A 25,909-nucleotide genomic window follows, 5' to 3' on the forward strand; every position below is an offset into this window, starting at 1 on the left:
TCATCAAAGTAAATTAACCTAACTTAACTGGAGTTTCAGGTTCTTTACCTTCAACCATAGCGTAGTTGTTGTCAAATGCCTTAACAACCATGTTTCTTACAGCGTGAGTAGTGTAGAAAGCAGTGTGAGGAGTTACCAATACGTTTGGACGGTCAATTAAGTCTGCTAAACGTGCATCTGGGAATTCCTTACCCTTCCAGTCTTCGTTGAATACACCAACTTCACCTTCGTAAGTATCCATTACGAAACCAAAGACCTTACCTGAGTCAAGACCACGGATGATAGCATCAGTATCAACAAGTGGACCACGTGATACGTTTACGATAACAACGCCATCTTTCATTTCTTTGATTGAATCGTCGTTAATCATGTGAACGTTTGCTGGAACATCAGGTACGTGAAGTGAGATTACGTCAGCCTTCTTGTATAATTCGTCAAGTGAGTCAACGTAGTAACCCTCCTTTTCAAGTTCAGGGTTGTGGAAGATATCGAAAGCAATAACCTTTGCGCCAAAGCCTTCCATAATCTTCATAAATACTTGACCAATGTGACCAGTACCTACAACACCAACAACTTGGTCACGAACTTCACGACCAATGTTTGGTGCCCAACGTAAGTCGCGCTTAGCCATCTTCAAGTCAGTTACCTTGTCTTGACGTAATACGCGAGCTGCTTGGATTGCTGCGTGTTCAGCAATAGCGTTTGGTGAGTAAACAGGAACATTAGTAATTTCAAAGCCAAGTTCCTTAGCCTTATCCATGTCAATGTTATCAACACCAACGTTACGTAATGACATCTTAGTAACGCCAGCATCAGCTAATGCTTGTAAAGTTTCAGCAGTGTAGTCTAATTGTTGGTAAACAACAACACCATCTGCACCCTTAGCAAGTTTTGCAGTTTCAGGAGTTAATAATTGATCAGTGTAATCAACTTCAACATCCTTGTGGGCTTCTTTCCATTCGTTAAGGAATGGTTCTTCATCTTTACGAATTGCATAAGCAAAAATCTTTGTCATGTTGTACCTCCATATATTACAATCGGATACCTTTATTATACATGATTTATTGTGAAGCAGAACACATAACTATCATATTTTAATATGTAAGCGCTTCAAGTTTGAAAACAGACTTTAAAATATATCTTTTAAGAAAAAATGTTAATTAGTGAAGTCTTTAATTATCTTTATTTAGTTATTTGTTCATTTAAACTCATCATTTCAAGTAAAGTTTGAGCAGTTGCACTTCCTTCATTACCAGCTTTTAATCCAGCTCTTTGCATAGCTTGCTCAATATTTTCAGTAGTCAGCATACCGAAAGTAATTGGAATTTGGCCTTTTAAGTTTAATTGTATAATGGCAGAAGTCACATTGTTAATAATCATAGTGTAGTGATCAGTTTCACCTTTGATTACAGCTCCTAAGGTCATAATTCCAGTATACTTGTTGGTTTTAAGGACTTTTTTTGCTGTAAAGCCTATTTCAAATGCGCCAGGAACCCAATAAATATCAATATCTTCACTTTTGATACCAAATTTTTTGAGAGTTGCAGTTGCTCCATCTACTAAATTTTTAGTAACAGTTTCATTGAATTGGGAAGCGACAATTGCGACTTTACCATGAACATTAATGAAATCACCTTGTTTAATCATTATTTTTCCCCTTTGCATTTATTTTCCCATAATTAAATGATGAAATTTATCTCGTTTAGTTTGTAAATAAAATTTATTTATCTCATTTGCCGGTATTTCCAGTGGAACCCGCTCAGTTACTTCAATGCCGTATTTTGTTAGTTGGGTAACCTTATCAGGATTATTGGTTAATAAACGGATTTTACTAATTCCTAAATCTGTCAAGATTTCTTTTGCAATATTATATTTACGTTCATCTGGCTCAAAACCCAATATTTTATTAGCTTCATAAGTGTCGCGCCCTTGATCTTGTAAGGCATAGGCTTTTAGCTTATTGCTTAAGCCGATTCCACGGCCTTCTTGGCGTAAATAAATTAGAATTCCTCCTTCATGGTCGATTTTTTGCATTGCTTTATGTAATTGTTCACCACAATCACATCTTTTTGAGCCGAAAACATCGCCAGTCATACATTCTGAATGTAACCGCACCAATACTGGCTTATTAGGGTCAATTGGGCCTTTAACTAAGGCCAAGTTTTCGCCAACATAGGCTTTTATTTTGAAGTTGCCATATACAGTAGGTAGGTCGACAAATTGATTATTTTTACTTGTAGGATTTTTAACATATTCTTGCAATTCTGCAATTGTTAAAAATGGCAAATTATATTCAGCTGCTATTTCTTTTAGTCGGGGTCTTCTTGCCATATGACCATCAGCATCCATTACTTCGCAAATATAAGCTACTTCGGCTTCACCAGCTAGGCGAGCTAATGTAATGGAAGCTTCAGTATGGCCATTACGCTCTAAAACGCCCCCATCTTTGGCGACTAGAGGAAAAGTATGACCAGGTTTGAAGAAATCATCAGCTTTTGTAGTAGAATCAGCTAAAGCCTTAATTGTAGTAGCGCGATCAAAAGCGGAAATTCCAGTTGTTGTAGTTTTATAATCAACGCTAACTGTAAAAGCAGTACCATAGGGGTCAGTGTTATTTTGAGCCATAGGAGTTAAGTTAAGTCTTTCTGCAATACTGCGACCGATACTTGTGCAAAGCAAACCACGGGCTGTTTGAGTAATAAAGTTAATTTTTTGTGGAGTAACTTTAGAACCTAGACCGATTATGTCACCTTCACTTTCACGGTCTTCATCATCGGCTACAATTACTAAGCCACCTTGTTTCATCCATTGAATTGCTGCTTGAATTTTTTTAACATCCATATTTATTTTGCTCCTTGAAAAAGTATAAGATTTTTAGCTACATATTTTCCTAAGATATCTGTTTCAACGTTGACTTGGTCACCGACAGCTAATTGAGTAAGATTAGTATTTTCCTGGGTGTGGGGGATTAGTCCAACTGAAAAAATATTTTTATTTATATCCATAACCGTTAAGCTGGTCCCATTAATAGCGATGCTCCCTTGAGGGACAACTTGAGCTGTTAAACGATCTGGTAACTTAAAGAAAAGTTCAATCGCATTTTCATTTTGTTGCTTTTTGATTAAAGAAACTACGTCATCAATATGACCAGTTACAATATGACCTTCTAGGCGACTGGTTACTTGTAGAGAACGTTCTATATTTACTTGATCGCCAATTTTAGAATTTTTGAAAGTAGTTTTCTTAAATGTTTGTGGCATCATAGTAACTACAAATTTTGTTTCGGTAAAACTTTCTACAGTCAAACAACAACCGTTGACAGCTATTGAATCGCCGACTTTTAGGCCTTTTAAGTTGCTAGTACTAGTTTTAATAGTCATTGTAATAGTTTGAGTATCTTTTTTTATGGTGGCAATGGTGGCATCACCAGTAACTAATCCACTAAACATAATCTATTCTCCCGCTAATTCGAATATCTTTATCAAGTACTTGATAATCAGGCTTTATTAAATTGATATTTTCTGTAATTTCAAAGCCATCTAAGGCGTTATTACCTAGAAAAGTAGGTGAAAAATAAGTTATGAGTTCTTGAGCAAGTTTTTCCTCAATAAAAGTTTTCATGAGGGTAGGACCTCCTTCTACATAAATCGATTGCACATTATTTTGAGTCAACAGTTGCAAAACTTCCCTTAAAGAACCAGAGTGTAAAAGAAAAACTTTAATATGTGGTGGATAAGGAAATTTAGTTAGTTTGGTATTTTGAGTAAAAAGCCAAGTTTGTGCATGTTTATCTGAAAATAAGGCCAAATTTTTGTTTAACAAGCGACCGCGACGATCAAGAACAATGCGAATAGGCGGATGGTCTTGTTTAACACTAGTTAATAAAGTGGGGTTATCAATCAAAGCAGTTGAACTTCCTATCATAATTGCTTGATAATCAGCACGTTCTCTATGAACTTGTTCATAAGCTGCTTTACCAGTAATTTGGATACGTTTATCTGGATAACTACACTTATGATCAAGACTAAGAGCTTGTTTTAGGCAAATATATGGCATCTTATGTTCATAGAAGAAGTTGTAGTGCTTGTTTAGCTTTTTAGCTTCTTGAGTTAATACACCAGTAGTAACCGAAATATTATGTGATCTTAATTTTTTTATTCCTTTACCGGTAACTAAGCCATGTGGATCTATTTCACTAATTACAACACGTTTAATTTTGCTAGCAATAATTAAATCGCTACATGGAGGTTGTTTACCAGTGTGATTACAAGGTTCAAGCGTTACGTAAAGGGTTGAATTAAATAATTGTTCTGGAGTTAATTTACTGATTGCATCACGTTCAGCATGGACATCACCATATTTATGGTGGTAACCAGTTGCTAAAACTTTTCCATCTTTAACAACTACTGCGCCAACCATTGGATTAGTCCAAGTATGGTAGCGGCCTTTACTAGCAGAGTTAATTGCTAAGGCCATAAACTGTTCGTCTTTATTCATCAAATCACTTCCTTTTTTGCATGAAAAAAGCCTCGAGACAATTCTCGAGGCTAAAATTATATTCAAAGCTAAATAACACTAAAAGAGAAGGCTAGTCAAAAAAGACTAGCTTCACTAGTGCCATTAATCTTCTCCCATCTAGACTCTAACTATCGGTACCTTTAATTAGGATTCAACCACTTGCGTGGGTCGCGGACTTTACCGCCGGTCGGGAATTTCACCCTGCCCCGAAGAACATTTATATTTAATTCAAAGATTATAATACACATTAAAAAATAGTTTTTCAAGTAAACGATTCCAAATGAAAAAATAAGCTTGATTTTTTAATTTAAATATGAGAAAATAAGTAAAAATTATTAAAAGATTAAATTTTATAAATAAAGAGGGTGAATTAATGGACGAACTAAAAAAAGTTGAACGTAAGTTAACGAAAAAAGATTATTTCGTTGTTAGTTCAATGTTGTTTGCATTATTCTTTGGAGCCGGGAACTTGATTTTCCCATTGCATTTAGGGCAATTAGCAGGACATAATTGGTTCATTGCTACACTTGGTTTCTTAATTACAGGGGTAGTATTGCCATTGTTGTCAATTATGGCTATTGCTTTAACTCGCTCAGAAGGTGTTTACGATATTGGTTTACCATTAGGTGCTGGATTCGCTGTAACTTTTATGGCTTTAATTCATGCAACTATTGGACCATTTTTTGGTACGCCCAGAACAGCAACTGTTTCCTTTACAGTAGGTATTGCACCTTTTGTTGGTAAAGGTAATGAACAGCTAGCTTTGTTGATTTATTCTGCATTGTTTTTTGGTACAGCTTGTTGGATTTCATATAACGAAAAAGATATCCTAAATCGTTTGGGAAAAGTTTTAAATCCAATTTTCTTATTACTTCTATTTTTAGTGTTTTTAGTAGCAATGATTAATCCGCTAGGATCTGCGTCAGCAGGTCATGCTACTAGTGCATATTCTAATACAGGTAGTGCCTTTTTAAACGGCTTTTTAGAAGGGTACAATACAATGGATGCCTTGGCAGGATTAGCTTTTGGTATTACAGTTGTTACTGCAATTAAGCAATTGGGTAAAAAAGAAGATCGTAGTGTAGCGGTTGTTACAGCTCGTTCAGGTATATTAGGAATGGGTGCAGTTGCTGTGATTTACTTCTTCTTGATTTTAATTGGTGCAATGTCATTAGGTAAATTTACTTTATCTGCAGATGGTGGTGTAGCATTTAGTCAAATTGTGCAACACTATGCTGGATCTGTTGGACAAGCAATTTTAGCAACTTTAATGACTATTACTTGTTTAACTACAGCAGTAGGATTGGTTGCAGCATTTGGACAAGACTTCCACAAGCATTTTCCACGTTTTAGTTACCGTTTTTGGTTGTTTATGTCATCATTTGCTTCATTTTTAATTGCTAATGTAGGTTTGAATGAAATTATTGCATGGTCAACGCCATTTTTGATGTTTTTATACCCATTATCTATGGTATTGATTGTTTTATCAGTTATGGCTCCAATTATTAATAAGGATTCAACAGTATACTTCTTTACTGTTCTATTCACAGTTCCACCAGCATTACTAGATTTCATCAATGCATTGCCAGATATCGCAAGAAATCAAGCATGGGCACAAGCTTTATTAAAAGTACGAAGCATTTTACCATTGTCAGATGTAGGTATGTCATGGCTTTTGCCAGCTTTAATTGGTTTGATGATTGGATTAGTTTTATTCTTTGTAAAGAAAAAACAAGTTTCTAAACAAGCTTAATACATAAACATATTTCCTAGGAAATAAGAGCGAAGAAATTATTCTTCGCTCTTATTTTATATCTTCATTTAAATTTAATTTATTAAAATGACTAATTAATTTTTTTAGTCCAGGAGTTAACTTACGATTAGCCTTTACAGCAAGGAAGTAGTTAATAGAAATAAGATTAGACTCTAAAGGTAGTAAATTTATCGGTACTTGATTATAACGTTTTAAAATTGAAGCAGAAGAAATGGTGATACCCAAGCCGTTAATTGATAGGCCAGTAGCCGTTAATACGCTCTTGCTTTCCAAAATAATGTTAGGTGTAATTTTATATTTTTGAAGTAAACCGTTGACTTGATGACGAATAGCAGAGCCACCAGTAGATAAGATTAATGGTTCTTTGAGTAGTTCTTTTAGTGATAATGAATCTTGTGGCAAAATAAATTTCCCTGGAGTGAAATACGGTGAACTTTGTGGAATTACAACATAGTAGGTTTCGCTTCCGTTTAAATATGGTAAGATTCCTTTGCTTAATGATTTGGGAGTTTGACCTAGATAGCAGTCAACTTCTTCACTTAGTAGTAAATTTTCGCTTCTTCGAGGACTACATTCAATTATTTGGATACTTATATTAGAATTTTCTTTTAAAAAAGAAGGGAGTAAAGTGGGAAGAAGAAATGTACCTAAACTCTCGAGAACAGTTATTTTAATAATTTCTCGATCAGGGTGACTATATTTCAATAAATCTTGTTCAAGTTTATTTTTTCGACTAACAGATTTTTCTAAATATTTATAATACTTAGTTCCTGCTTCAGTTAGACTAAAAGGTATATTTCTATTTAATATTTGAACTCCGAGCTTTTTCTCAATTCTCTTTAGAGTTTGTGTCAAGTAAGGCTGAGAAATATAGAGTTCTCGTGCAGCCTTGGTAAAATTACTCTCTTTTAGTAATACATCGAGGTAATGTAATACAGTTTCTGGATCATTCATTTTATTCGCCTCAAGCCCATAACAATTTTATTATAGTATAGACTGATGAAAGCTATTTCACAAGTATAAATAAAGACTTTAAAATAAACTTCGTAAAGTTATTGAAACGAAAGTAGGGCAAGGAGATTAAAAATGAAAGCTGGAAAATATAAAGTAAGAGCTAAAGGTCACGGCGCTAGTTTTATGCCAATGGAAGTGACATTATCTGATAATAAAATAGAAAAAATAGAAGTTGATGCACAAGGTGAAACTAAAGGGGTTGCTGATGAAGTTTTTCATCGGTTACCTGAAGAAATTGTAAAAAATCAAACGCTGAATGTTGATGCTGTTTCCGGTGCAACAATTTCAAGCCATGGAGTCATTGATGGTATTTCCCAGGCAATAGATGAAGCTGGTGGAGATAGTAATGAATGGAAGAAACGACCTAAGCCAAGTAATCATAAACAAGCAGATAGTGAATTAACTGCTGATGTTTTAATCATTGGTGCAGGTGGTGCAGGCTTAAGTGCAGCGGCTCGAGCAATTGAGTTAGGCAAAAAAGTAATAATTTTAGAAAAATATCCTCAAATTGGTGGCAATACAGCACGGGCAGGTGGCCCAATGAATGCTGCTGAACCGGATTGGCAAAAGAATTTTGAATGTTTACCAGGTGAAAAAGAAACTCTAAAGCAACTGATAGAGATGCCAATTTCTGAAATTGATGAAGAATATCAAGCTGATTTTAAAAAACTACAAAAGCAAATTCAAAAATATCTTGATAGTGATGCTAATTATTTATTTGATTCTGTTTTGCTTCATGAAATTCAAACTTATTTAGGTGGAAAGAGAGTAGACCTTAAAGGCCATGAAATTCATGGTAAGTATGAATTAGTAACGACATTAGTTAATAATGTTCTAGATTCTGTAAAATGGTTAGAAAAACTAGGTGTTAAGTTTGATAAGGATAATGTAACGATGCCCGTTGGAGCTTTATGGCGGCGAGGACATAAACCAGTTGAACCAATGGGATATGCTTTTATCCATGTATTAGGAGATTGGGTTAAAGCTCATGGTGGAAAAATATTAACAGAAACTAAAGCGGAAAAGTTGCTTATTAGCGATGGAAGAGTTAAGGGAGCAATTGCTAAGAGAAGTGATAGTTCACAAGTAACCGTGCATGCTAAGGCTACGATGTTGACTGCAGGTGGCTTTGGTGCAAATACTCAAATGTGTCAGAAGTACAATACTTACTGGAAAGAAATTGCCGATGATATAGCAACTACTAATTCTCCAGCTATAACAGGTGATGGAATTAAGTTGGGACTTGCTGCTGGAGCAGGTTTAGTAGGAATGGGCTTTATTCAACTAATGCCAGTTTCTGATCCGGTTACTGGTGAATTATTTACAGGATTACAAACACCACCAGAAAACTATATAATGGTCAATCAAAAAGGTGAGCGATTTGTTAACGAATATGCTGAACGTGATACTTTAGCGAGTGCGGCAATTGCCCAAGGTGGTTTATTTTACTTAATTGCTGATGATAAAATTAAAGAAACCGCATATAATACTAGTCAAGAGGCAATAGATGCCCAGGTAAAGGCTGGTACGTTATATAAAACTAATACTTTGGAAGAATTAGCTAAAGAAACCGGAATGAATCCAACCACTCTTGTTAATTCAATTAAAAAGTATAATTCTTATGTAGAACAGGGTCATGATCCCGAATTTGGTAAAAGTGTCTTTAATTTAAAATGTGAAAAAGCACCATTTTATGCCACACCAAGAAAGCCAGCTATTCACCATACAATGGGTGGCTTAGTGATTGATACAAAAGCCCATGTTTTAAATGATGATAATAAAATAATTCAAGGTCTTTATAGTGCTGGAGAAAATGCTGGAGGTTTGCATGCGGGTAATCGCTTAGGCGGAAATTCCTTGGCAGATATTTTTACCTTTGGAAGAATTGCGGCTGAAACAATTGCAGACGAAATAAAATAATAAAAAGCTGTCGGATTTTTCCGACAGCTTTTACTTTACAATGATTTAGTCTTTTAAAGTACCGACCTTTTCAAGGCCTGCCAATACTGAATCGCCATGTGGTGAGTGACTAAGTGCTTCTGTAACATCCTTACCAGCTAATACACCATGGTGTTGACCATTAGTCCAGTGGGAATTACCAGTAACATCATATACTACACCGTTAACAGCAACATAAGCTTTATTACCATTTTGACCATCAAATTTTGCTAATTCTTCTCTTGTAAATTCTTTCATAAAATATCGCTCCTTTTAGTGACACTGTGTCATTAATCTTTATAAGTAAATGGTAACACCGTGTCACTATCAATGCAAGAAAAAAGACTGGAAAAAACCAGTCTTAAAGTATAAAAAAAGCACCGCCTTCTCGCAGTGCAGCTTTCATATAGTGGGTGGTCAGGGGATCGAACCCTGGACCCACGGATTAAGAGTCCGTTGCTCTGCCAGCTGAGCTAACCACCCGGTGTCTTTCACAACAGAAATAATAATATCAAAATTTGGTTAGGCTGGCAAGTGTTTTTTTGAATTTTTTTGTTTAAGTCAAGTTGGATTTTTTTATTAGCTTTGAAACATTGATAGCTATGCCTTTCCTTCGCTTTCCTGTAAATAGAAAAATAAAGAAAATCATATTGATTAAGATTATCAATACCAATTGTTGTGGATAATCTAGTAATCCCAAATTGTAGTTTACCAATGACCCCAGATTGAATCCCACTAAATCAATTGCAGCATGGAAAAGAATTGTAATATATAGTTTACCAGTATATAAATAAATTCCTGCCAAAACTAATCCCATGACAAAAGCGTCGATTACATAAAGTATAGAATTTAAGTTGAGGGTATAAGATAGAGTGTAATGATATATTCCAAAGAAAAATGCTGATATTAAAATAGGCCCCAAAATAGGTAAAAATTTATTTTTGAAGTAAGGCAATAATATTTGCAAATTAGCCCAACGAAATGATTCTTCTAAAATACCAGTAAATAGTGCATACATCAGGTTATACCAGCTAAAATGTAATTGACTTATAGGGTAACTCCAACTCCCAAAAATCTCTGACCAAGAAGTTCCTAAGTTAATGAATTGGTCAAAAAAGGAGAACCAAATCATATAGAATACTAAAATAATAACTGCCCAAATTTGATAATTATTATTTGGAAGAACTTTTATATTAAATTTCCAAGTATTGCTCCAAGCATTGAAGATTAATACCCAGGAAAAAAGCATGAAAATTGAGAACCAGAAATAAGTGTCTAGAAACTGATTTAATATTTTAGGTAAGTATGTTGGATAATATAAAGGACTATATCTAGCAGCTGTGTAAAATACAAAAATAAAAAGAAATCGAATCACTGGTGTTTCTAAAGTATCAAGTTCTAATTTAAATAATGGGATGTTAATTAAAAATAAACTCAATATAAAAACTAATTCTGAAAAGATTCCCAACTTCAAAAAACCATTCATTGTTCTGAAAAAAATAGGTATTAAGAATAAGTTGAATGCCGGGAAAATAATAATTACTACAGTATTTGACCAAGATAAAAAATGTAATCTTTTACTTAAAATAGCTAAGACTAAAGCAATAAGCAAGACAATGCTAAGACTGATATTGAAAAGATTAAGTGTTTTAAATTGACGGTTGGCAGTAGGAAAAATAAAAATAAATTCTACTAATAGTGAGATTATTGTCTGAAATAAAATCACTGGGTGTAATGATGAGTTTAATGTTTTCATAGTTTTAATTTCCTTTAGAATGTGGATCGGGTATAATAAACCCTCTGCTATGAGGAGAATTTAGGTCTGATGGATTATTTACGCCATTTCCCAATATAGGTAAATAAAATAATTTGTTTCATGATTAATATCCTCCAATTCAAAAAGATATATTATTTATTTTTATTTATATTTTAATTATAGGCTAATTATAATGCAATAATAAAATAAAAAAGATCTCATTTGAGATCTTTTTCTTCTATACCGAATTTAATTAATTTTGTTCAATAATCTCCCCATGTTGGCTTAAATCAAGACCTGATGCTTCTTGCTCTTTGGTAACTCGAATAGTAACAAATTTCTTTAACAATATCGTAATTGTCGTAGCCGTTAAGCCTACAAAAATAATCGTAATAATTGTTACTAAAAGTTGAATTAAAAAGAGCCTAAGTCCTCCGCCGTAAAAGAGTCCATTTAAAGTTAAATTAGAGTTAGCAGACTTACTTGCAAATAACCCAGTAGCAATCGAACCCCAGATACCACTTATTCCATGGCAACCAAAAGCATCCAAAGTGTCATCAATTCTGAGCTTAGGCTTAATGAAAGTAACAAATGAAAAACTAAGTCCAGCAGCAATAATACCAATCCAAAATGCTCCCATGCTTGAAACGTAGCCTGCAGCTGGAGTTACTGCAACTAGACCACAAATTACACCTGTACAAGTTCCAACAAGGGTTACTTTTTTATTATGTATTAATTCTAAAATAGACCAAGTAGCCATTGCACTTGCTGCTGCCATAGTTGTGGTTAAAATAGCTAAAACGCTACTTGAGTTAACTGCTAAGGCACTTCCTGCGTTGAAACCATACCAACCGATCCATAAAATGGCAGTACCTAATAAAACCCAGGCTAAGTTATAGTGGTGAGGTTCTTTTTTTGTTCTTGGCCCAACAAAAATGGCTAAAATTAGTGCGGTAATACCAGCATTGATGTGAACAACGGTTCCACCGGCGAAGTCTAAAGCTCCTAATTTGCTTAATAATCCATTTGGTGACCAGACCATGTGAACCATTGGATAATAAATAAAGATAGACCAAAAGATGATAAAGAAGAAAAGAAATTTGAAATTAATTCTTCCAACAACTGCTCCGATAAATAAGGCTGGAGTAATAATCGCAAACATCATTTGGAATAGTGAATAAAGGCCAACAGGGATTCCACCAGTAGTTGTTTTTTCAAAATTTAAATTTTGAAAGAAAAAATGTTGGCCGTTGCCGATAATTCCCCAGATATTTCCAGAAAAAGCTAAAGAATAACCGCAAATTAACCAGAGCAAAATAGCTAAACCAGTAATAAAGAAAACTGAAACCATAGTATTAACTACATTTTTCTTTGATACCAATCCACCGTAGAAAAATGCTAAACCAGGTGTCATAAATAAGACCAATATACTAGAGAAAATAATAAATGATGTGTCAACCTCGTTCATAATAGTACCTCCAGAATAATTAACAATAACTATACCACTTTTAGAAATAAAGTCTATGTTTTTATAAAAATTCTGCCGATAGAACTATACCAATTTAACGAGGCCAAGATTCAGTAATGAAAGTTAATAGTGAAGATTTTTGCGTACAAAAAAACCAGATTCCGAAGAATCTGGTTCAACTAGTGGGTGGTCAGGGGATCGAACCCTGGACCCACGGATTAAGAGTCCGTTGCTCTGCCAGCTGAGCTAACCACCCATTGCATTAATAAGCAATCTATATTATGCCAAGATGTTTAAGAAATTGCAAGCTTTTTTCGAAAAAAATTACTTTTTGGATAAAATTGTAAAAATCAATTATAATATAAAGTATCTATAGAAGGAGGCATTTCCGATGCCAAAGAAAATTCTTGTTGTTGACGACGAAAAGCCAATTTCCGATATTATTAAGTTCAATTTAACAAAGGAAGGCTTTGAAGTTGATACTGCATATGATGGCGAAGAAGCTGTCAAAAAAGTAAATGAAATTAATCCAGATTTAATGATTTTGGATTTAATGTTACCGAAAAAAGATGGTCTTGAAGTTGCTCGTGAAGTTCGGCAGACACATGATATGCCAATTATTATGGTAACGGCTAAAGATACTGAAATTGATAAGGTATTGGGCCTAGAAATGGGTGCGGATGACTATGTAACTAAGCCATTTTCTAATCGTGAGTTAGTAGCAAGAGTGAAAGCTAACTTGCGTCGACGTGATATTGTTCAAAAGCAAGTTGATGAGAATGAAAACGAAAATAAAAATATTACGATTGGGAATTTGGTCATTATGCCAGATGCTTATATTGTAGAAAAAGATGGGCAAAAGATTGAATTAACCCACCGTGAGTTTGAGTTGCTTCATTATCTTGCATCACATATGGGACAAGTAATGACTCGTGAACATTTGCTTCAAACAGCTTGGGGTTATGACTATTTTGGTGATGTACGAACTGTTGACGTTACTGTACACCGACTGAGAGAAAAAATTGAAGACAATCCAATTCAACCGAAGATTTTGGTTACACGTCGTGGTGTAGGATATTACGTTAAAGATCCAAATGAAGAATAGAATCGAAAGCCACTAATTTAGTGGCTTTCTTTAGTATGGTAAAAATGAAAAAAATAAAAAGTATTCTCAATTCTCTTAATACAAAGATTGCTGTCGTTTTTATGCTGATGATTTTAGCCACTATTGAAATTATTGGTGCATATTTCACACGACAATTAGAGCAAAGTACAATTGAAAGTTTTCAAACTTCAATTCAAATACCAACAATTATTACTAATTCACTAGCAACTCAACTGTCTAAAAATACCAAAAAAGCAGATGAGCAGTTAAGCCAAATTGTAAGCAATTATAATAATAGTGCAATTAGTGAAATTATTGTTGTCGATAATAAAGATGTTATAAGAGCTGTTTCTAACTTAAATGATAAAAGTCGTGTTGGACAAAGAGCTACTAATGTTGGAATAAAACAAGTTACGTCAACTGGACGACAAATTACTTGGATTGATAGTAACAATAATGGTAGTAACATGGTCCAAATAACACCATTAACTATTGGAACAGGGACTAACTCGACTTTAGGTGCTATTTATGTCCGAGCTAATATGCAAGGAGTTTTTGATAATTTGAGGAACATTTCTTATATGTTCTTAACCGCTTCTTTTGCCGCTTCAATTTTAAGTGCAATTTTGGCATTGTTTATTTCCCGGGCAATAACTAAGCCAATTGAAGAAATGCGAATGCAAGCTTTACAAGTAGCTGATGGCGATTATTCCGGTCAGGTAAAGATTTATTCTAATGATGAATTAGGACAATTGGCTGAAGCATTTAATACTTTATCTATTAGAGTTGAACGCTCACAGGAACAATCTGAAAGTGAACGACGAAGATTAGATAGCGTTTTGTCACATATGACTGATGGTGTTATTGCGACTGATCGTCATGGAAATGTTATTATTTTGAATCAAATGGCATTGAGTTTTTTGGATATTAAAGAAAAAGATGCTGTAAGTAAGCCTATTACAAAGATTTTAGGCTTAGACGATGATGTCAGTGCGCAAGAATTGATTGGTAATCAGCAGGAAATGATGATTACAGTCAACGAAGGAACACCAGATGAAATGATATTGCATGCCAATTTCTCATTAATTCGTCGAGTAACTGGCTTTGTTTCAGGGGCTGTATGTGTATTGCATGATGTAACCGAACAACAAAAAAATGAAAATGAACAACGGCAGTTTGTTTCTAATGTTTCGCATGAATTACGTACACCTCTGACTAGTTTGCGTGCTTATATCGAAGCCTTAAATGACGGTGCATGGAAAGATCCTGAAATAGCACCGCAATTTTTAGAAGTTACTCAAGAAGAAACTGAACGAATGATTCGAATGATTAACGATCTTTTGTCATTATCAAGAATGGATCGTGGAGTTGTAAAAATGGACTTAGAATGGGTTAATTTCAACGATTTTTTGAGTCATGTTTTGAATCGTTTTGATATGATAGTCAAAAATGATGAAAAAGATCAGACGGGTCAAAAGAAATATTCGATTAAGAGAAAAATTACCAATCAAGACTTATGGGTTGAAATTGATACTGACCAAATGATGCAAGTTATTGATAATATTATGAATAATGCCATTAAATACTCTCCTGATGGTGGTGTAATTACTGTGGGTTTAACCCAATCGCAGAACCAAATTATCTTGAGTATTTCTGATCAAGGGCTTGGAATTCCTAAGAAAGATTTGAATAAAATTTTTGATCGTTTTTATCGAGTGGATAAAGCCCGCTCTCGTGAACAAGGAGGTACAGGGTTAGGTTTAGCGATTGCTAAAGAAATTGTAGAGGCTCATAAAGGAAAGATCTGGGCTGATAGTCAGGAAGGAAAAGGCTCAACGTTTTACATTTCATTGCCGTTTGAACCAATGAGTGAGGAGGACGACTGGGATGAAGTCTAAAAATAGAGCAATTGATATAGCGTTGCATATAGCGACTGGTGCAGTAATCATAACTTCAATCGTTTTGTGGATTTTTATCTTAACAAGTGATCAAAGGTTTAGCGGATTAAATCAATCAACTGATACAGATACTACACATGTTAAAAATTCTAAATCTGTTAAGGATGCATATTTACCTACCGAAGTATTTGGTTATCGCAATAATCAGTTATATCAACTGTATGATTCTGATAAAAACTTGCCATTGGTATTTTCTAAAGAATTTAATAATGCAAAAATTGAAAGCATCAAGCCAATATTTAATACCAAAAAAGACTATCAGAAATTTTTGACCAATAAGACATACTTGCAGCTAACTTATCCAGATCAAATAACTTTTGGTATTTTTTCAAGTAATGTTTCTAAGTATAAAAATTCTGAATTTAATCGTATTTTTATTGCTCAAAAAGATGGAAAATTTAAATTATATGCAGGTAATGATTTAAATTTTCGAATCTATGAAGTTTCGTTGAAAAATGGTAATTTTGCTAAGTTGCTAAAATATGCTCAAAAAGCAGAAAGTAAGACTGCTGTTTCACTAATTAGATTAAGTGAAGGATATGAAGTTTCATATAAGAATGATTTAACAGTAAATGTTTATAGCTACTTAATTAGTAATCCAAGTGATTCTTACTTTGTTTCGCGATTATTAGGAACTTCTGGTGTTTCCTCAAAAACTACAGGTAATGTTACAACTTATACTGCCGGTTTATATAATCACTTAGAAGTACCCAAATCTAATAGTAAGGATTATCATAACTACACTTATATTAATTACCAAAAGTCATCAATTCCTAATCCAAATACTCGTTTAAGTGATAGTGTGACTTATGTTCACAAGCTAGGTTTAGTAGAACAAGATTTGCGCTTTTTTGATGCAGAGGGTTCATCAGTTGTGTATACCAATTATATAGAAGGCTATCCAGTATTTATTAAAACGCAAGGACCACAAATTCAAATTAGATATAGTACGGATAATATAACAATCAAATTTAATAGTACGAACTTACAAATTCCCGTTCCATTTGATGGAAGAACAGTAAAAATTCCTAAAACTAGTACTGTAATTAAAACTTTACAGGCCAAAGGCATTGCTAAAAGTGATATTCAAAGAATGACTATTGGTTTTGAATTAGTACGTGATAGTGCTCACGATAGCTTGGTAGACTTAATACCGACATACTACATTAAGATATATAATCATTGGTTGTCATTATCTGAATGGCAAAATGCAAACTTAGCTAAATATCGAACTAGCACTACTAGCAGTGCTAATGGATTAAATGTTACTAGAGAGGAGTAAGCCATGGATCATCGCAGAATTGAATGGTTATTTTTTGTTATTTTCTTTGCGATTAGTGTTTTTCTTGGAATTGAGTTATGGCGGACACCTATTCAGCTTAGTGGAACTAGTTCTGATCCGAATACAACAACCAATATTAGTGATGAAATAAAGGCTGATAATATTGATTTACCCTCTCTTTCAGAAGATACAGCTTCGGGTTATTATTTAGCTGCTAGTGATCAGAATTACTTTAAAAACGTGAAAAATCTTCGGAATGTGAACACTAATTATTCCACAACGGATAAAACTTTTTATGCAGTGTTACAAAAAGCAGTTAATTTAAGCACCGATAGCAACAAGGCATTGGCTCAAGTTAAAGCATTTAAAAATAATAGTCATTACGTTCCATTTGGTAAGCAATATGTCTATGTTGATGAATTGTCAGATGATAATAACTATGTATTTGTTCAAAATTCAAAATTTGGAAAAGTTTATGATGCGTCAGCTGAGTTAATTATTAAAGTCCAGAAACATCAAATAGTTAGCTATCAACAGGGTTATTTAGGAAAACTGTCGGCGGTTCGTGAGTTGCAATCAACAATTTCATCTTGGAAGGCTATTCAGAATCTATATGTTTATCGAGAACTAACCAATAATTCCAAGGTTCTTTGGATAAAGTTAGAATATTCTAAATTGACTGAGGTTAGAAATAGTATTATTTTGTTACCAACTTGGGTTGTAGAAATAGAAAATAAAACAACCAAAATGAGTTCTATTAAACGGGTTAATGCCTTTACCGGACAAGTGATTCAAAATAATAATGTGACAGACTAAGGGGATTGATGTGAGAGTTTCTGTTTTAGCTAGTGGATCGACTGGCAATACAAGTTTGATTGAAACTAAGAAGCATAAAATTTTGATGGATGCGGGTTTATCTGGCAAGAAAATCAAAGATTTACTAGCACAAGTAGGAGTAGATATTAAAGATATTGATATGGCTTTTTTAAGTCATGATCATAGTGATCACTCTAAGGGATTAGGCGTTTTGATGCGGAGATATCCACAGATAAACGCCTTTGCTAATAGCGGAACTTGGAAGTATTTGATTGATGAAAATAAAATTGGTAAGTTACCAGTTGAGCAGATTAATGCCATCGAACCTGGACAAGTGAGAACTTTTGATGATTTAGAAATTCAGGCTTTTGCGACTAGTCATGACGCTGCTCAACCTCAGTATTATGTTTTTTCAAGTGCTGGTAAGCGGATTGCTTTTTTGACAGATACGGGCTATGTTTCAGAAAAAGTGCGTGATGTTATCAAAGATAGTGACGCATATATGTTGGAATTTAATTATGATAATGAATTATTAAGAAATGGCCCGTATTCTTGGCAATTAAAACAGCGAATTATGTCAGATTATGGACATTTGTCTAATGAACAAGCTAGTGAAGTTTTTGAAGACGTATTAACAGCTAAAACCAAGCATATATTTTTAACTCATCGAAGTCAGCACAATAATACTTTGCGTTTAGCTCATGATACATTGGTAAATAATCTAGCAAGAGATGAGGTGGATTATAATCCTCAATTAAAAATTATTGATACTGATCCAGATATTCCCACAGACTTGATAAAAATTTAAAATTTTTAGCAAATAATATTCATATAATGTTCAAAATTAGAGAGTATGCTTAGTTATGAAGATAAGGAGAGCGAGAATATGACAGAAGATAAAAATCAAAATATTCAAAATAAGTCACAAAATCAAGCTTCTCGATCTAATTTAAATACTGCCGATAAGAGTCAAAATAAACTTTTAACGAAAGCTGCAATTGTTGGTGTAGTGGCAGGACTATTAGGTGGTGGAGTTTCTTATGTTGGACTTGAACAGTATTCTAATTATGCTGGTTCTAGTTCCGCCCAAACTTCTATTTCTAGCTCTAGTGCAAGTATTTCCAAAACTAGTGCTAAAAATTCCGGTACTATGACTAGTGCTTATAACAAGGTTAAGGGAGCCGTTGTTTCGGTAATCAATTTAAAGAAAAACTCTACTCGTAAATCAAATAGTATATATGATCTATTCGGTGGTAGTGATGATGATTCAAGTTCATCATCAAGCTCATCAACTACGAAATATACAACTTATTCTGAAGGTTCTGGGGTAATTTATCTAAAATCAAATGGTAAAGGCTATATTGTAACCAATAATCACGTAATTAGTGGTAGTGATAAAGTACAAGTAGTATTAGCTTCAGGTAAAACAGTAGATGCTAAGGTAGTAGGTAAGGATTCGACTAGTGACTTAGCTGTTTTATCAATTGATGCCAAATATGTAACACAAACTGCTAGTTTTGGGGATTCCAAGTCATTAATTACTGGTCAAACTGTAATTGCTGTAGGATCACCAATGGGAAGTGAATATGCTTCTTCAGTAACGCAAGGAATAATTTCTGCGCCAAGTAGAACAATTACAACTTCGTCTAACCAACAAACAGTTATTCAAACAGATGCGGCTATTAATCCAGGAAATTCAGGTGGGCCATTAGTAAATTCTGCTGGGCAAGTAATAGGAATTAATTCTATGAAGTTGTCACAGTCTACAGATGGTACATCAGTTGAAGGAATGGGCTTTGCAATTCCTTCTAATGAAGTCGTAACTATCATTAATCAATTAGTTAAAAATGGAAAAGTAACTCGGCCACAATTAGGTATTAAGGTCATTTCACTAAGTGAATTAAGTTCTGCATATAAAGAACAATTAGGAATCAAAACTAATTTGAAGAGTGGAATTTATGTAGCTAGTGTAACTAAAAATAGTGCAGCTAGTGCGGCAGGGATGAAGAGTGGAGATATTATTACCAAAGTAGATGGTACTAGTGTTTCTGATGTTGTTTCACTCCATGAAATCTTATACAAGCATAAGATTGGCGACAAAGTAACGGTTACCGTGGATAGAAATGGTAAAACTGTTAATTTAGATGTAACACTTAAATCAAATTAAGAATAATGTAAAAACTGCTAAGGTGCATTGTTAAGCACTTTGGCAGTTTTTTCTTAATAAAAAGGATGTGAAACTAAGTTAAGTTCGCTTTTTAAATATGTCAAGGGGAAAGTAAAAGAAAGGAACTTGTGGGAAAATGTGGAAAACTCTGTGGATTGTGTATAAGTCACCAAAAAAGCGCTTTATATTTGGGGATAAAGTGTGGATAATAAGTGGATTAAAATTAGCTAGTAAGTTTAAAAAAGGCTATAAATATTGATATAACAGCAATTTTGACCCAAAGTTTGTGAATGTGGATATACACAGGAAAAATGTCGAAAAAAAGTACAAAATTTTTTTAAGAAAGTGCGTTCCCGCTATTAGTAGTGGATATTAGAGATAGAATACAATATATAGAAATGGGATTTCCACAGCTGTGGATAACATATGCGGAATAGTTGTAGATTCTGGGGTAAAATTAATAATTATGAATATTAAGATAGTATGCGTTGGAAAACTAAAAGAAAAGTATTTTAAAGATGGTATAGCAGAATATGCAAAACGTTTGAGTCGATTTGCGAAGTTTAAGATTGTGGAAGTACCTGATGAAAAAGCTCCTGAAAATATGAGTGAAGCTGAGCAAGAGCATGTTAAGGAAGTGGAAGGAGAAAAGATTCTTAGCAAGATTAAAGATAAGGAGTATGTGATTGTAACGGCTATTAAAGGGCGCGAGCGGGCTAGTGAAGAATTGGCCAAAGAAATCGCAGACTTAGGTACTTATGGACATTCAGATATTACCTTTGTAATTGGTGGTAGTTTAGGAACGAGTCCAGCTGTGAATAAAAGAGCTGATGATTTATTAAGCTTTGGAAAATTGACGATGCCCCACCAGTTAATGAGATTAGTTCTCACTGAGCAAATATATCGGGCATTTATGATTAATTCAGGTAGTCCATACCATAAGTAGAAAAAGCTAAAAGGAACCGAATTTTGACATTCAGTTCCTTTTTTATTTGCTAAAAATGAAAAATATATTATAATGATTAAAAATTATATTTAATAGAGGTACATGTCATATGATTGCTTTTAAAAATTTACAGAGAACAGAGATGGTAACGATAAGATATTTAGAGAAAGCGAAGTATAATGAACAAAATTTTAATGCGGACAGAATCGATAAAACGCTACTTCAAAGGAAAGAATAAAACTACTTTCAAAGCTGTTGATGGAATTAGCTTTACCCTTCATAAAGGTGAGGTGATTTCCTTTGTCGGGCCTAATGGAGCGGGGAAAACGACCCTAATTAGGTCTATTTCAGGTTATTTAGTTCCTACTAGTGGCAAGATCGAAATTATGGGCTTAAATTTAGCTAAAAAACTGCGAGAGGCGCGGCAAAAGATGGGGGTTGTCTTTGGTGGGGATCGAGGATTTTATAACTCAGCTTCTGCGTATGATAATTTGGCATTTTTTGCAAGGCTACTTAACGTTAAAGAAAAAGACATTAAAAATAATGTCTTGAATGCCTTAGAAATTGTTAACTTACTTGATGTTAAAGATAAGTACGTTGGTTCTTTTTCTAAAGGGATGATGCAAAGATTGCATATTGCTCGCGGATTAGTTAATCAACCTGAAATTCTAATGTTAGATGAGCCGACTGCTGGTTTAGATGTGGAATCTGTTTATACGGTTAGAGAGTTGATTAAAAACTTAAAAGAAACAGGTCATGGAATTATTTTAACTAGTCATGATATGGCTGATATTGAAACTTTAGCAGATACAATTTATTTAATTGGTGGGGGAAAACTAGTATTTAGTGGTAATACTGATCAGATTAAAGAACTTGCTGGAGTGGATGCTAATACTAGCTTAGAAAAAGCCTACTTAGCAATTGCGCCAAAGTTGAAGAGGAGGCTGTAAAGATGCTTCGCTTCATTAATTTAGTTAAATTCCAGCTCAAACTGTATGTTAAAAATAGTTATTTTGTTATGTTGGTAATTACAACTACAGCAACAATGGAGCTATATCAGTATTTAGCCCATTATGTGAATCAAACTTATACTGGGCAGGAATGGCTGATTGCTGGAATTATGGGAACCTGGGCTTCTTGTACGACTAGTGCTGGCGCTTTAGCTTATCAAAGATGGCAAGGAACTTTGCCGTATTTATTAAATTCAGGAATTAGCCGCGAGCTAGTTTTACTTGCGACTTTATCTCCAGCAGCAATTTATGGCTTAGTTGCTTTTCCCTTAGCTGGTGTTTTAGCTTTAGTGTTAGGGATGCCAGTAGCTAATTTGAGTTGGACTCTTGGGCTAGGGATTGTAATTTTATGGCTGACTGCAACAGTTTTGAGCTATTTCATTAGTTTGCTTTTCATCTTAACTCGAAATGCGATGGCCTATGAAGAATTAGTCTTAACTCCCATCTTGCTTTTATCAGGCTTGTTAACAATTCCAAGTTTTGCCTTGCCATATTTGAAACCAGTGCAAATACTAAGCCCGTTGACTTTGCCAATTAAGCTGATTTATCAAGAAAAATTAAATTTAGAACTTATTATTACTTATCTTTTAGTAACTATATTTTTTGTCTATATCTCCAAAATACTAACCGAAGTCGTTATTAAACGAGCCTTCAAAGAAAATAGATTGGGGGTATTCTAATGGAAAATTATAAAGTTACTTTTTCAACAATTGGTGATTTTGAAAATTTGCGAACCATTATTGTTAATTATTTGATTTTGCCAGTTGTATCACTAGTTATGTTTTTGCTGATTATTTATGGTACTGAACAAGACTTTCGTCGAGTATTAATTGGAAGTTTAGTTACAACAGCAATCATTACGATGATTGGGATTATTACAGGATCATATTGTTATGACCAAAATGTTGGCACTAGTGAAGAAATTATTTCCATTAAGCCCAAGTTTAGCCAATATTGGTTACCCAAGATTGTGATAGCTAGTGTAGCTGCAGCATTGGAATTGTTGATATTGGCTTTGATTGCTTTAACTAGTATGGGGATGCTAGCTTATGCAGGAAAATTGGCTAGTGGATTTTTAATTATGATTGTTTTTGCTAGTTTGTTAGCTTATATATGTGCGCTTGCGGGAGATCAAAGAGAAAATCCATATTGGCTAACTAATATTGCAACTGCTAGCTTGGTACTTGTAGCTGGAGTGATTATTCCTGTGAGTCAGTATCCAACTTGGCTAAGGGTAGTAGCAGAAGTCTTTCCTGTTAGTGATTTACTTGATTGGATTTTAGCTGGGAGTTATTTTAATCAAGCTTTGGCAGTTGCGCTTTTTAAGCTGGGACTTTGGTTTATTTTAGCTGGTGGGATGCGACTTTATCATAATTGGTATGTAAGAAATAGGTAGCAAATTAAGCAAATATAAGAAACTAAGTAAAATATATTTGCAATAAGAAACAATATGATACTAAAAAGAAATATATTGAATACAGATAACCTTGGAGGTACAACTATGACCCTAAAATATGCTCATCCTTTCAAACTATTTATGTACTTAATCTTGGCAATAATTAAGTCGTTTGAAATGGTATTTGTTGCTTATACTTTTAAACTGTTTATTGATTATGCTAATAAACCCAAGGGTAGTTTGCTAAATATTGTACTTGCTGCTTTTGGAGTATTAGTTCTATTGGGAATAGCGGGAGTGCTATATCAACTGCTGTATGCCAATATTGTGACTGAGATTAATTTAAATATTAAGGCTAAAGCAGCAAAATACTTACTTGTTAATAGAAATTCTAATTCTGAAATTGATGTATCGTTCATGACTAATGACTTAAAGCAACTTGAAACTAATCGCATTGAAGCACAACTAGATATTATCATGAATGCCATTCAATTTATTTCAGCTTTTGTTTCAGCTTTATTAGGGTCATGGATTTTATCATTAGTATTCTTATTTGCTGCCTTTGCTCCAGCATTATTACAGAATATCTTTGGACCAATGATTGAAAAAAGTTCCGATGTCTGGGAAAAAGAAAATCGAAAATATACTAATACAGTAGATGATTCTTTAACTATCGCACCTATGGCTCAGCTTTATGATGTTGAACCTTCACTGATGCATCGCTTGTATAAAGCAGCTAAAAACATGGAATTAGCCCTTAGAAAGACCAATAGTGTTAAACAGATTGCTAATGAATTAACTATGACTTTAGCATTTATTTGTTCAATGTTATTACCTTTTGCGATTGGGGTATATTTGGTAGTTAATGGGCAAATAACTTTGGGTACTATCATGATGATTGCCCAATTAGCAAATAACTTTATTAATCCTATTGTTGGTATTTTTGGTGATATTAATAATGTTAAGTCAACAAATCCAATTTGGAATAAATTTTTAGCAATTCCGGAACTTACTGAAGAATCTACAGAATCAGCTACAAATAAATTTACTAACTTAAAAATCCAAAATGCTGCAATTAAAATTAATGATAAGCAAATTTTCTCTAACGTAAATTTAGATGTTAAATCAGGTGAAAAAATTTTACTTGATGCGCCATCAGGTTGGGGAAAATCGACTTTATTAAATGTGATAATTGGTAATTATAAGTTAACTACTGGTGATTATCTGTTTAATGGTAAAGAAGAAAATGGTAATTGGAATCAATTGCACCAGTACTTTAGCTTTATTAATCAGAAGCCAATAATTTTAGATGATACTTTAGGCTTTAACATAACTTTAGGAAGAAAAGTTTCTGCTGAAGTTTTAGACAATGCAATTACTAAAGCAGGATTAAAAGAGCTAGTTGCAGATAAAGGATTAGATTACCAAGTTGGAAAAAATGGGAAGAACCTGTCTGGTGGTCAAAATCAACGGGTTGAAATTGCTCGGGCAATTATAGCCAATCGGCCAATTTTGATTGCTGATGAAGCTACTAGTGCTTTAGATCAAGACTTATCTGAAAAGATTCATCAAACTATTTTAGAAGATTTCCCAGGTACGGTAATCGAAGTTGCTCATAAAGTTTCTGAAAAAGAAAAGGCCAAATTTACTCAAGTAGTAGAATTAGCTAAAGCTTAAATAAACTATCAACAGAAAAATTATAGAGTCAAAAATAGCGGTTGAGATGAATCTCGCCGCTATTTTGATTTACATGAATAAAATCCTCTGTTTTTTCGTATTTTATTTTGTACGCAAAAATATAGGAGGAAGATGAATGCTAGAAGATAATAAGTACTATGGCTTTACAAATGATGAGATCTTTGGCAGTATTATGCAAAATAAGCGATTTTGTAAGGCGATTATTCAAGCGGCACTACCTGATGTGAATGTTGTTTCAGTTGAGAGTATCGATGCGCAAAAAGAGTTAGGGACTAAAAGTGATAAGAGAAGCAAGTCCGTTCGCTTAGACATTGCGGTTAAAGACCAATCTGGTAACTTATACGATTGTGAAATGCAAGTTAATAACAACCATGATATTGGGCCACGAATGAGGTACTATCAATCGTCGATGGACAGGGATACCTTGGACCGGGGAGAACCATATACTTCGCTGTCTAGAACTTATCTAATTTTTCTTTGTGCATTTGACCCGTTCGGTAAAGGGAAATTACGCTATAGTTTTCACTTGTAAGATGACGAAGATAAAAGTATTCAGCTAAAGAACAATGCCGAAAATATTATCATTAACTCTAAAGGGAGTGGCAGTGAAGATGTCGATTTGTTAAATCTCCAAAGATTAATGAACGATGATAAAATAGAATCAAAAGGAATCTTTAAAGAGATTCAGAACAAAATCCAAGAATACAATGATGATCCGAAAAGGAGAAATCTTATGAGAACAGCAGAATTACGTATGAAAGAAGAAACAGCAATAGCTGAAAAGAGAGGTCGCGAAAAAGGCGACAAGAATACGGTACAATCTTTTGTCAACTTTTTTAAACGGAGTAAAGCTCAAATGAGTGAGGAGGAAATATTTTCGGCAATCAAAGATTCTGTGAGTTCAAACTTCAGTTTAAGTGACTCAGACATCAAAGCAATAATCCACCAAAATATGAAATAAACTCCAAAAGGAGAAATCTTTTATAGTTTTTATATTTAATAATTAAAAAGTAGGGATATTAATGATAAAGTTGGAGTATATCTACTTTGTATAGTAACAGTT

22 protein-coding genes, 2 tRNA genes, 1 pseudogene and 1 riboswitch are annotated in these 25,909 nt (G+C 33.9%); of the genes and pseudogenes, 14 read left to right on the top strand and 11 right to left on the bottom strand.

Annotation, left to right across the window (positions count from 1 at the left end; translation table 11 throughout):
• Nucleotides 1–13 precede the first annotated feature (13 nt).
• The 5 genes from ACNDLV_RS03535 to ribD all read right to left on the bottom strand — a co-directional run bounded on the left by ACNDLV_RS03535 (nt 14) and on the right by ribD (nt 4,500).
• Nucleotides 14–1,015 (bottom strand): D-2-hydroxyacid dehydrogenase, encoded by a 1,002-nt coding sequence (locus tag ACNDLV_RS03535; protein ID WP_006586088.1) that lies wholly within the window; start codon nt 1,013–1,015, stop codon nt 14–16.
• 167 nt (nt 1,016–1,182) lie between these two features.
• Nucleotides 1,183–1,647 carry a 6,7-dimethyl-8-ribityllumazine synthase gene (gene ribH, locus ACNDLV_RS03540; RefSeq protein WP_006587538.1) on the bottom strand — a complete coding sequence of 155 codons (465 nt, stop codon included), beginning with the start codon at nt 1,645–1,647 and terminating at the stop codon, nt 1,183–1,185.
• An 18-nt stretch (nt 1,648–1,665) separates the two neighbouring features.
• A complete protein-coding gene (locus tag ACNDLV_RS03545; RefSeq protein WP_006586090.1) occupies nt 1,666–2,841 on the bottom strand; it encodes a bifunctional 3,4-dihydroxy-2-butanone-4-phosphate synthase/GTP cyclohydrolase II in 1,176 nt (391 codons plus the stop codon).
• Between the two features lie 2 nt (nt 2,842–2,843).
• On the bottom strand, nt 2,844–3,449 hold the full coding sequence (locus ACNDLV_RS03550; RefSeq protein WP_006586091.1) for a riboflavin synthase: 606 nt from the start codon (nt 3,447–3,449) through the stop codon (nt 2,844–2,846).
• Nucleotides 3,442–4,500: a bifunctional diaminohydroxyphosphoribosylaminopyrimidine deaminase/5-amino-6-(5-phosphoribosylamino)uracil reductase RibD gene (gene ribD, locus ACNDLV_RS03555; protein ID WP_006587539.1), complete on the bottom strand. Its 1,059-nt coding sequence runs from the start codon at nt 4,498–4,500 to the stop codon at nt 3,442–3,444. The genes ACNDLV_RS03550 and ribD overlap by 8 nt, the downstream gene beginning before the upstream one ends.
• A gap of 119 nt (nt 4,501–4,619) precedes the next feature.
• A riboswitch (FMN riboswitch) is annotated at nt 4,620–4,736 on the bottom strand.
• A gap of 155 nt (nt 4,737–4,891) precedes the next feature.
• Between ribD and brnQ the strand changes: the two genes are divergently transcribed.
• On the top strand, nt 4,892–6,271 hold the full coding sequence (brnQ, locus tag ACNDLV_RS03560) for a branched-chain amino acid transport system II carrier protein (RefSeq protein WP_006586093.1): 1,380 nt from the start codon (nt 4,892–4,894) through the stop codon (nt 6,269–6,271).
• A gap of 51 nt (nt 6,272–6,322) precedes the next feature.
• Here the strand turns inward: brnQ and ACNDLV_RS03565 are convergent, their stop codons facing one another.
• Nucleotides 6,323–7,246, bottom strand: a complete 924-nt coding sequence (locus tag ACNDLV_RS03565; protein WP_006586094.1) for a LysR substrate-binding domain-containing protein — start codon at nt 7,244–7,246, stop codon at nt 6,323–6,325.
• Nucleotides 7,247–7,378: 132 nt separating this feature from the next.
• On the opposite strand from ACNDLV_RS03565, the gene ACNDLV_RS03570 reads away from it, so the two are divergent.
• Nucleotides 7,379–9,226, top strand: a complete 1,848-nt coding sequence (locus ACNDLV_RS03570) for a flavocytochrome c (protein WP_006586095.1) — start codon at nt 7,379–7,381, stop codon at nt 9,224–9,226.
• 45 nt (nt 9,227–9,271) lie between these two features.
• On the opposite strand, the gene ACNDLV_RS03575 is transcribed toward ACNDLV_RS03570, so the two are convergent.
• The 5 genes from ACNDLV_RS03575 to ACNDLV_RS03595 all read right to left on the bottom strand — a co-directional run bounded on the left by ACNDLV_RS03575 (nt 9,272) and on the right by ACNDLV_RS03595 (nt 12,724).
• Nucleotides 9,272–9,502 carry a cytochrome b5 domain-containing protein gene (locus tag ACNDLV_RS03575; protein ID WP_006586096.1) on the bottom strand — a complete coding sequence of 77 codons (231 nt, stop codon included), beginning with the start codon at nt 9,500–9,502 and terminating at the stop codon, nt 9,272–9,274.
• A gap of 152 nt (nt 9,503–9,654) precedes the next feature.
• A tRNA-Lys gene (locus tag ACNDLV_RS03580) sits at nt 9,655–9,727 on the bottom strand.
• A 73-nt stretch (nt 9,728–9,800) separates the two neighbouring features.
• Nucleotides 9,801–11,000, bottom strand: coding sequence for a CPBP family intramembrane glutamic endopeptidase (locus ACNDLV_RS03585; protein WP_006587540.1), 1,200 nt, complete (start codon nt 10,998–11,000; stop codon nt 9,801–9,803).
• 253 nt (nt 11,001–11,253) lie between these two features.
• The gene (locus ACNDLV_RS03590) at nt 11,254–12,468 is read right to left on the bottom strand and encodes an ammonium transporter (protein ID WP_006587541.1); all 1,215 of its coding nucleotides are present in this window, start codon (nt 12,466–12,468) and stop codon (nt 11,254–11,256) included.
• 183 nt (nt 12,469–12,651) lie between these two features.
• Nucleotides 12,652–12,724, bottom strand: a tRNA-Lys gene (locus tag ACNDLV_RS03595).
• A gap of 135 nt (nt 12,725–12,859) precedes the next feature.
• On the opposite strand from ACNDLV_RS03595, the gene yycF reads away from it, so the two are divergent.
• The 12 genes and pseudogenes from yycF (at nt 12,860) to ACNDLV_RS03655 (ending at nt 25,807) form a co-directional block, all read left to right on the top strand.
• On the top strand, nt 12,860–13,573 hold the full coding sequence (gene yycF, locus ACNDLV_RS03600; protein ID WP_006586099.1) for a response regulator YycF: 714 nt from the start codon (nt 12,860–12,862) through the stop codon (nt 13,571–13,573).
• A gap of 44 nt (nt 13,574–13,617) precedes the next feature.
• Nucleotides 13,618–15,471 (top strand): cell wall metabolism sensor histidine kinase WalK, encoded by a 1,854-nt coding sequence (gene walK / locus ACNDLV_RS03605; RefSeq protein ID WP_006587542.1) that lies wholly within the window; start codon nt 13,618–13,620, stop codon nt 15,469–15,471.
• Nucleotides 15,461–16,813 (top strand): two-component system activity regulator YycH, encoded by a 1,353-nt coding sequence (gene yycH / locus ACNDLV_RS03610; RefSeq protein WP_006586101.1) that lies wholly within the window; start codon nt 15,461–15,463, stop codon nt 16,811–16,813. The genes walK and yycH overlap by 11 nt, the downstream gene beginning before the upstream one ends.
• A 3-nt stretch (nt 16,814–16,816) precedes the next feature.
• Complete coding sequence (locus ACNDLV_RS03615; RefSeq protein WP_006586102.1) at nt 16,817–17,629, top strand: two-component system regulatory protein YycI; 813 nt, start codon at nt 16,817–16,819, stop codon at nt 17,627–17,629.
• Between the two features lie 10 nt (nt 17,630–17,639).
• Nucleotides 17,640–18,437 (top strand): MBL fold metallo-hydrolase, encoded by a 798-nt coding sequence (locus ACNDLV_RS03620; RefSeq protein ID WP_006586103.1) that lies wholly within the window; start codon nt 17,640–17,642, stop codon nt 18,435–18,437.
• Nucleotides 18,438–18,515: 78 nt separating this feature from the next.
• A complete protein-coding gene (locus ACNDLV_RS03625; RefSeq protein WP_006587544.1) occupies nt 18,516–19,796 on the top strand; it encodes a S1C family serine protease in 1,281 nt (426 codons plus the stop codon).
• Between the two features lie 466 nt (nt 19,797–20,262).
• Nucleotides 20,263–20,742, top strand: a complete 480-nt coding sequence (gene rlmH, locus ACNDLV_RS03630) for a 23S rRNA (pseudouridine(1915)-N(3))-methyltransferase RlmH (RefSeq protein WP_006587545.1) — start codon at nt 20,263–20,265, stop codon at nt 20,740–20,742.
• Nucleotides 20,743–20,921: 179 nt separating this feature from the next.
• Entirely contained in the window at nt 20,922–21,692 is a 771-nt protein-coding gene (locus ACNDLV_RS03635; RefSeq protein WP_006586107.1) for an ABC transporter ATP-binding protein, read from the top strand.
• Nucleotides 21,693–21,694: 2 nt separating this feature from the next.
• Nucleotides 21,695–22,432, top strand: a complete 738-nt coding sequence (locus ACNDLV_RS03640) for an ABC transporter permease (protein WP_006586108.1) — start codon at nt 21,695–21,697, stop codon at nt 22,430–22,432.
• Nucleotides 22,432–23,148 (top strand): ABC transporter permease, encoded by a 717-nt coding sequence (locus tag ACNDLV_RS03645; protein WP_006586109.1) that lies wholly within the window; start codon nt 22,432–22,434, stop codon nt 23,146–23,148. Before ACNDLV_RS03640 ends, ACNDLV_RS03645 begins: the two co-directional genes overlap by 1 nt.
• A 105-nt stretch (nt 23,149–23,253) precedes the next feature.
• Nucleotides 23,254–24,825: an ATP-binding cassette domain-containing protein gene (locus tag ACNDLV_RS03650; RefSeq protein ID WP_006587546.1), complete on the top strand. Its 1,572-nt coding sequence runs from the start codon at nt 23,254–23,256 to the stop codon at nt 24,823–24,825.
• Between the two features lie 136 nt (nt 24,826–24,961).
• Nucleotides 24,962–25,807: pseudogene (locus tag ACNDLV_RS03655) on the top strand (Rpn family recombination-promoting nuclease/putative transposase).
• Nucleotides 25,808–25,909: the final 102 nt, after the last annotated feature.

This window comes from Lactobacillus fornicalis, assembly GCF_055362665.1.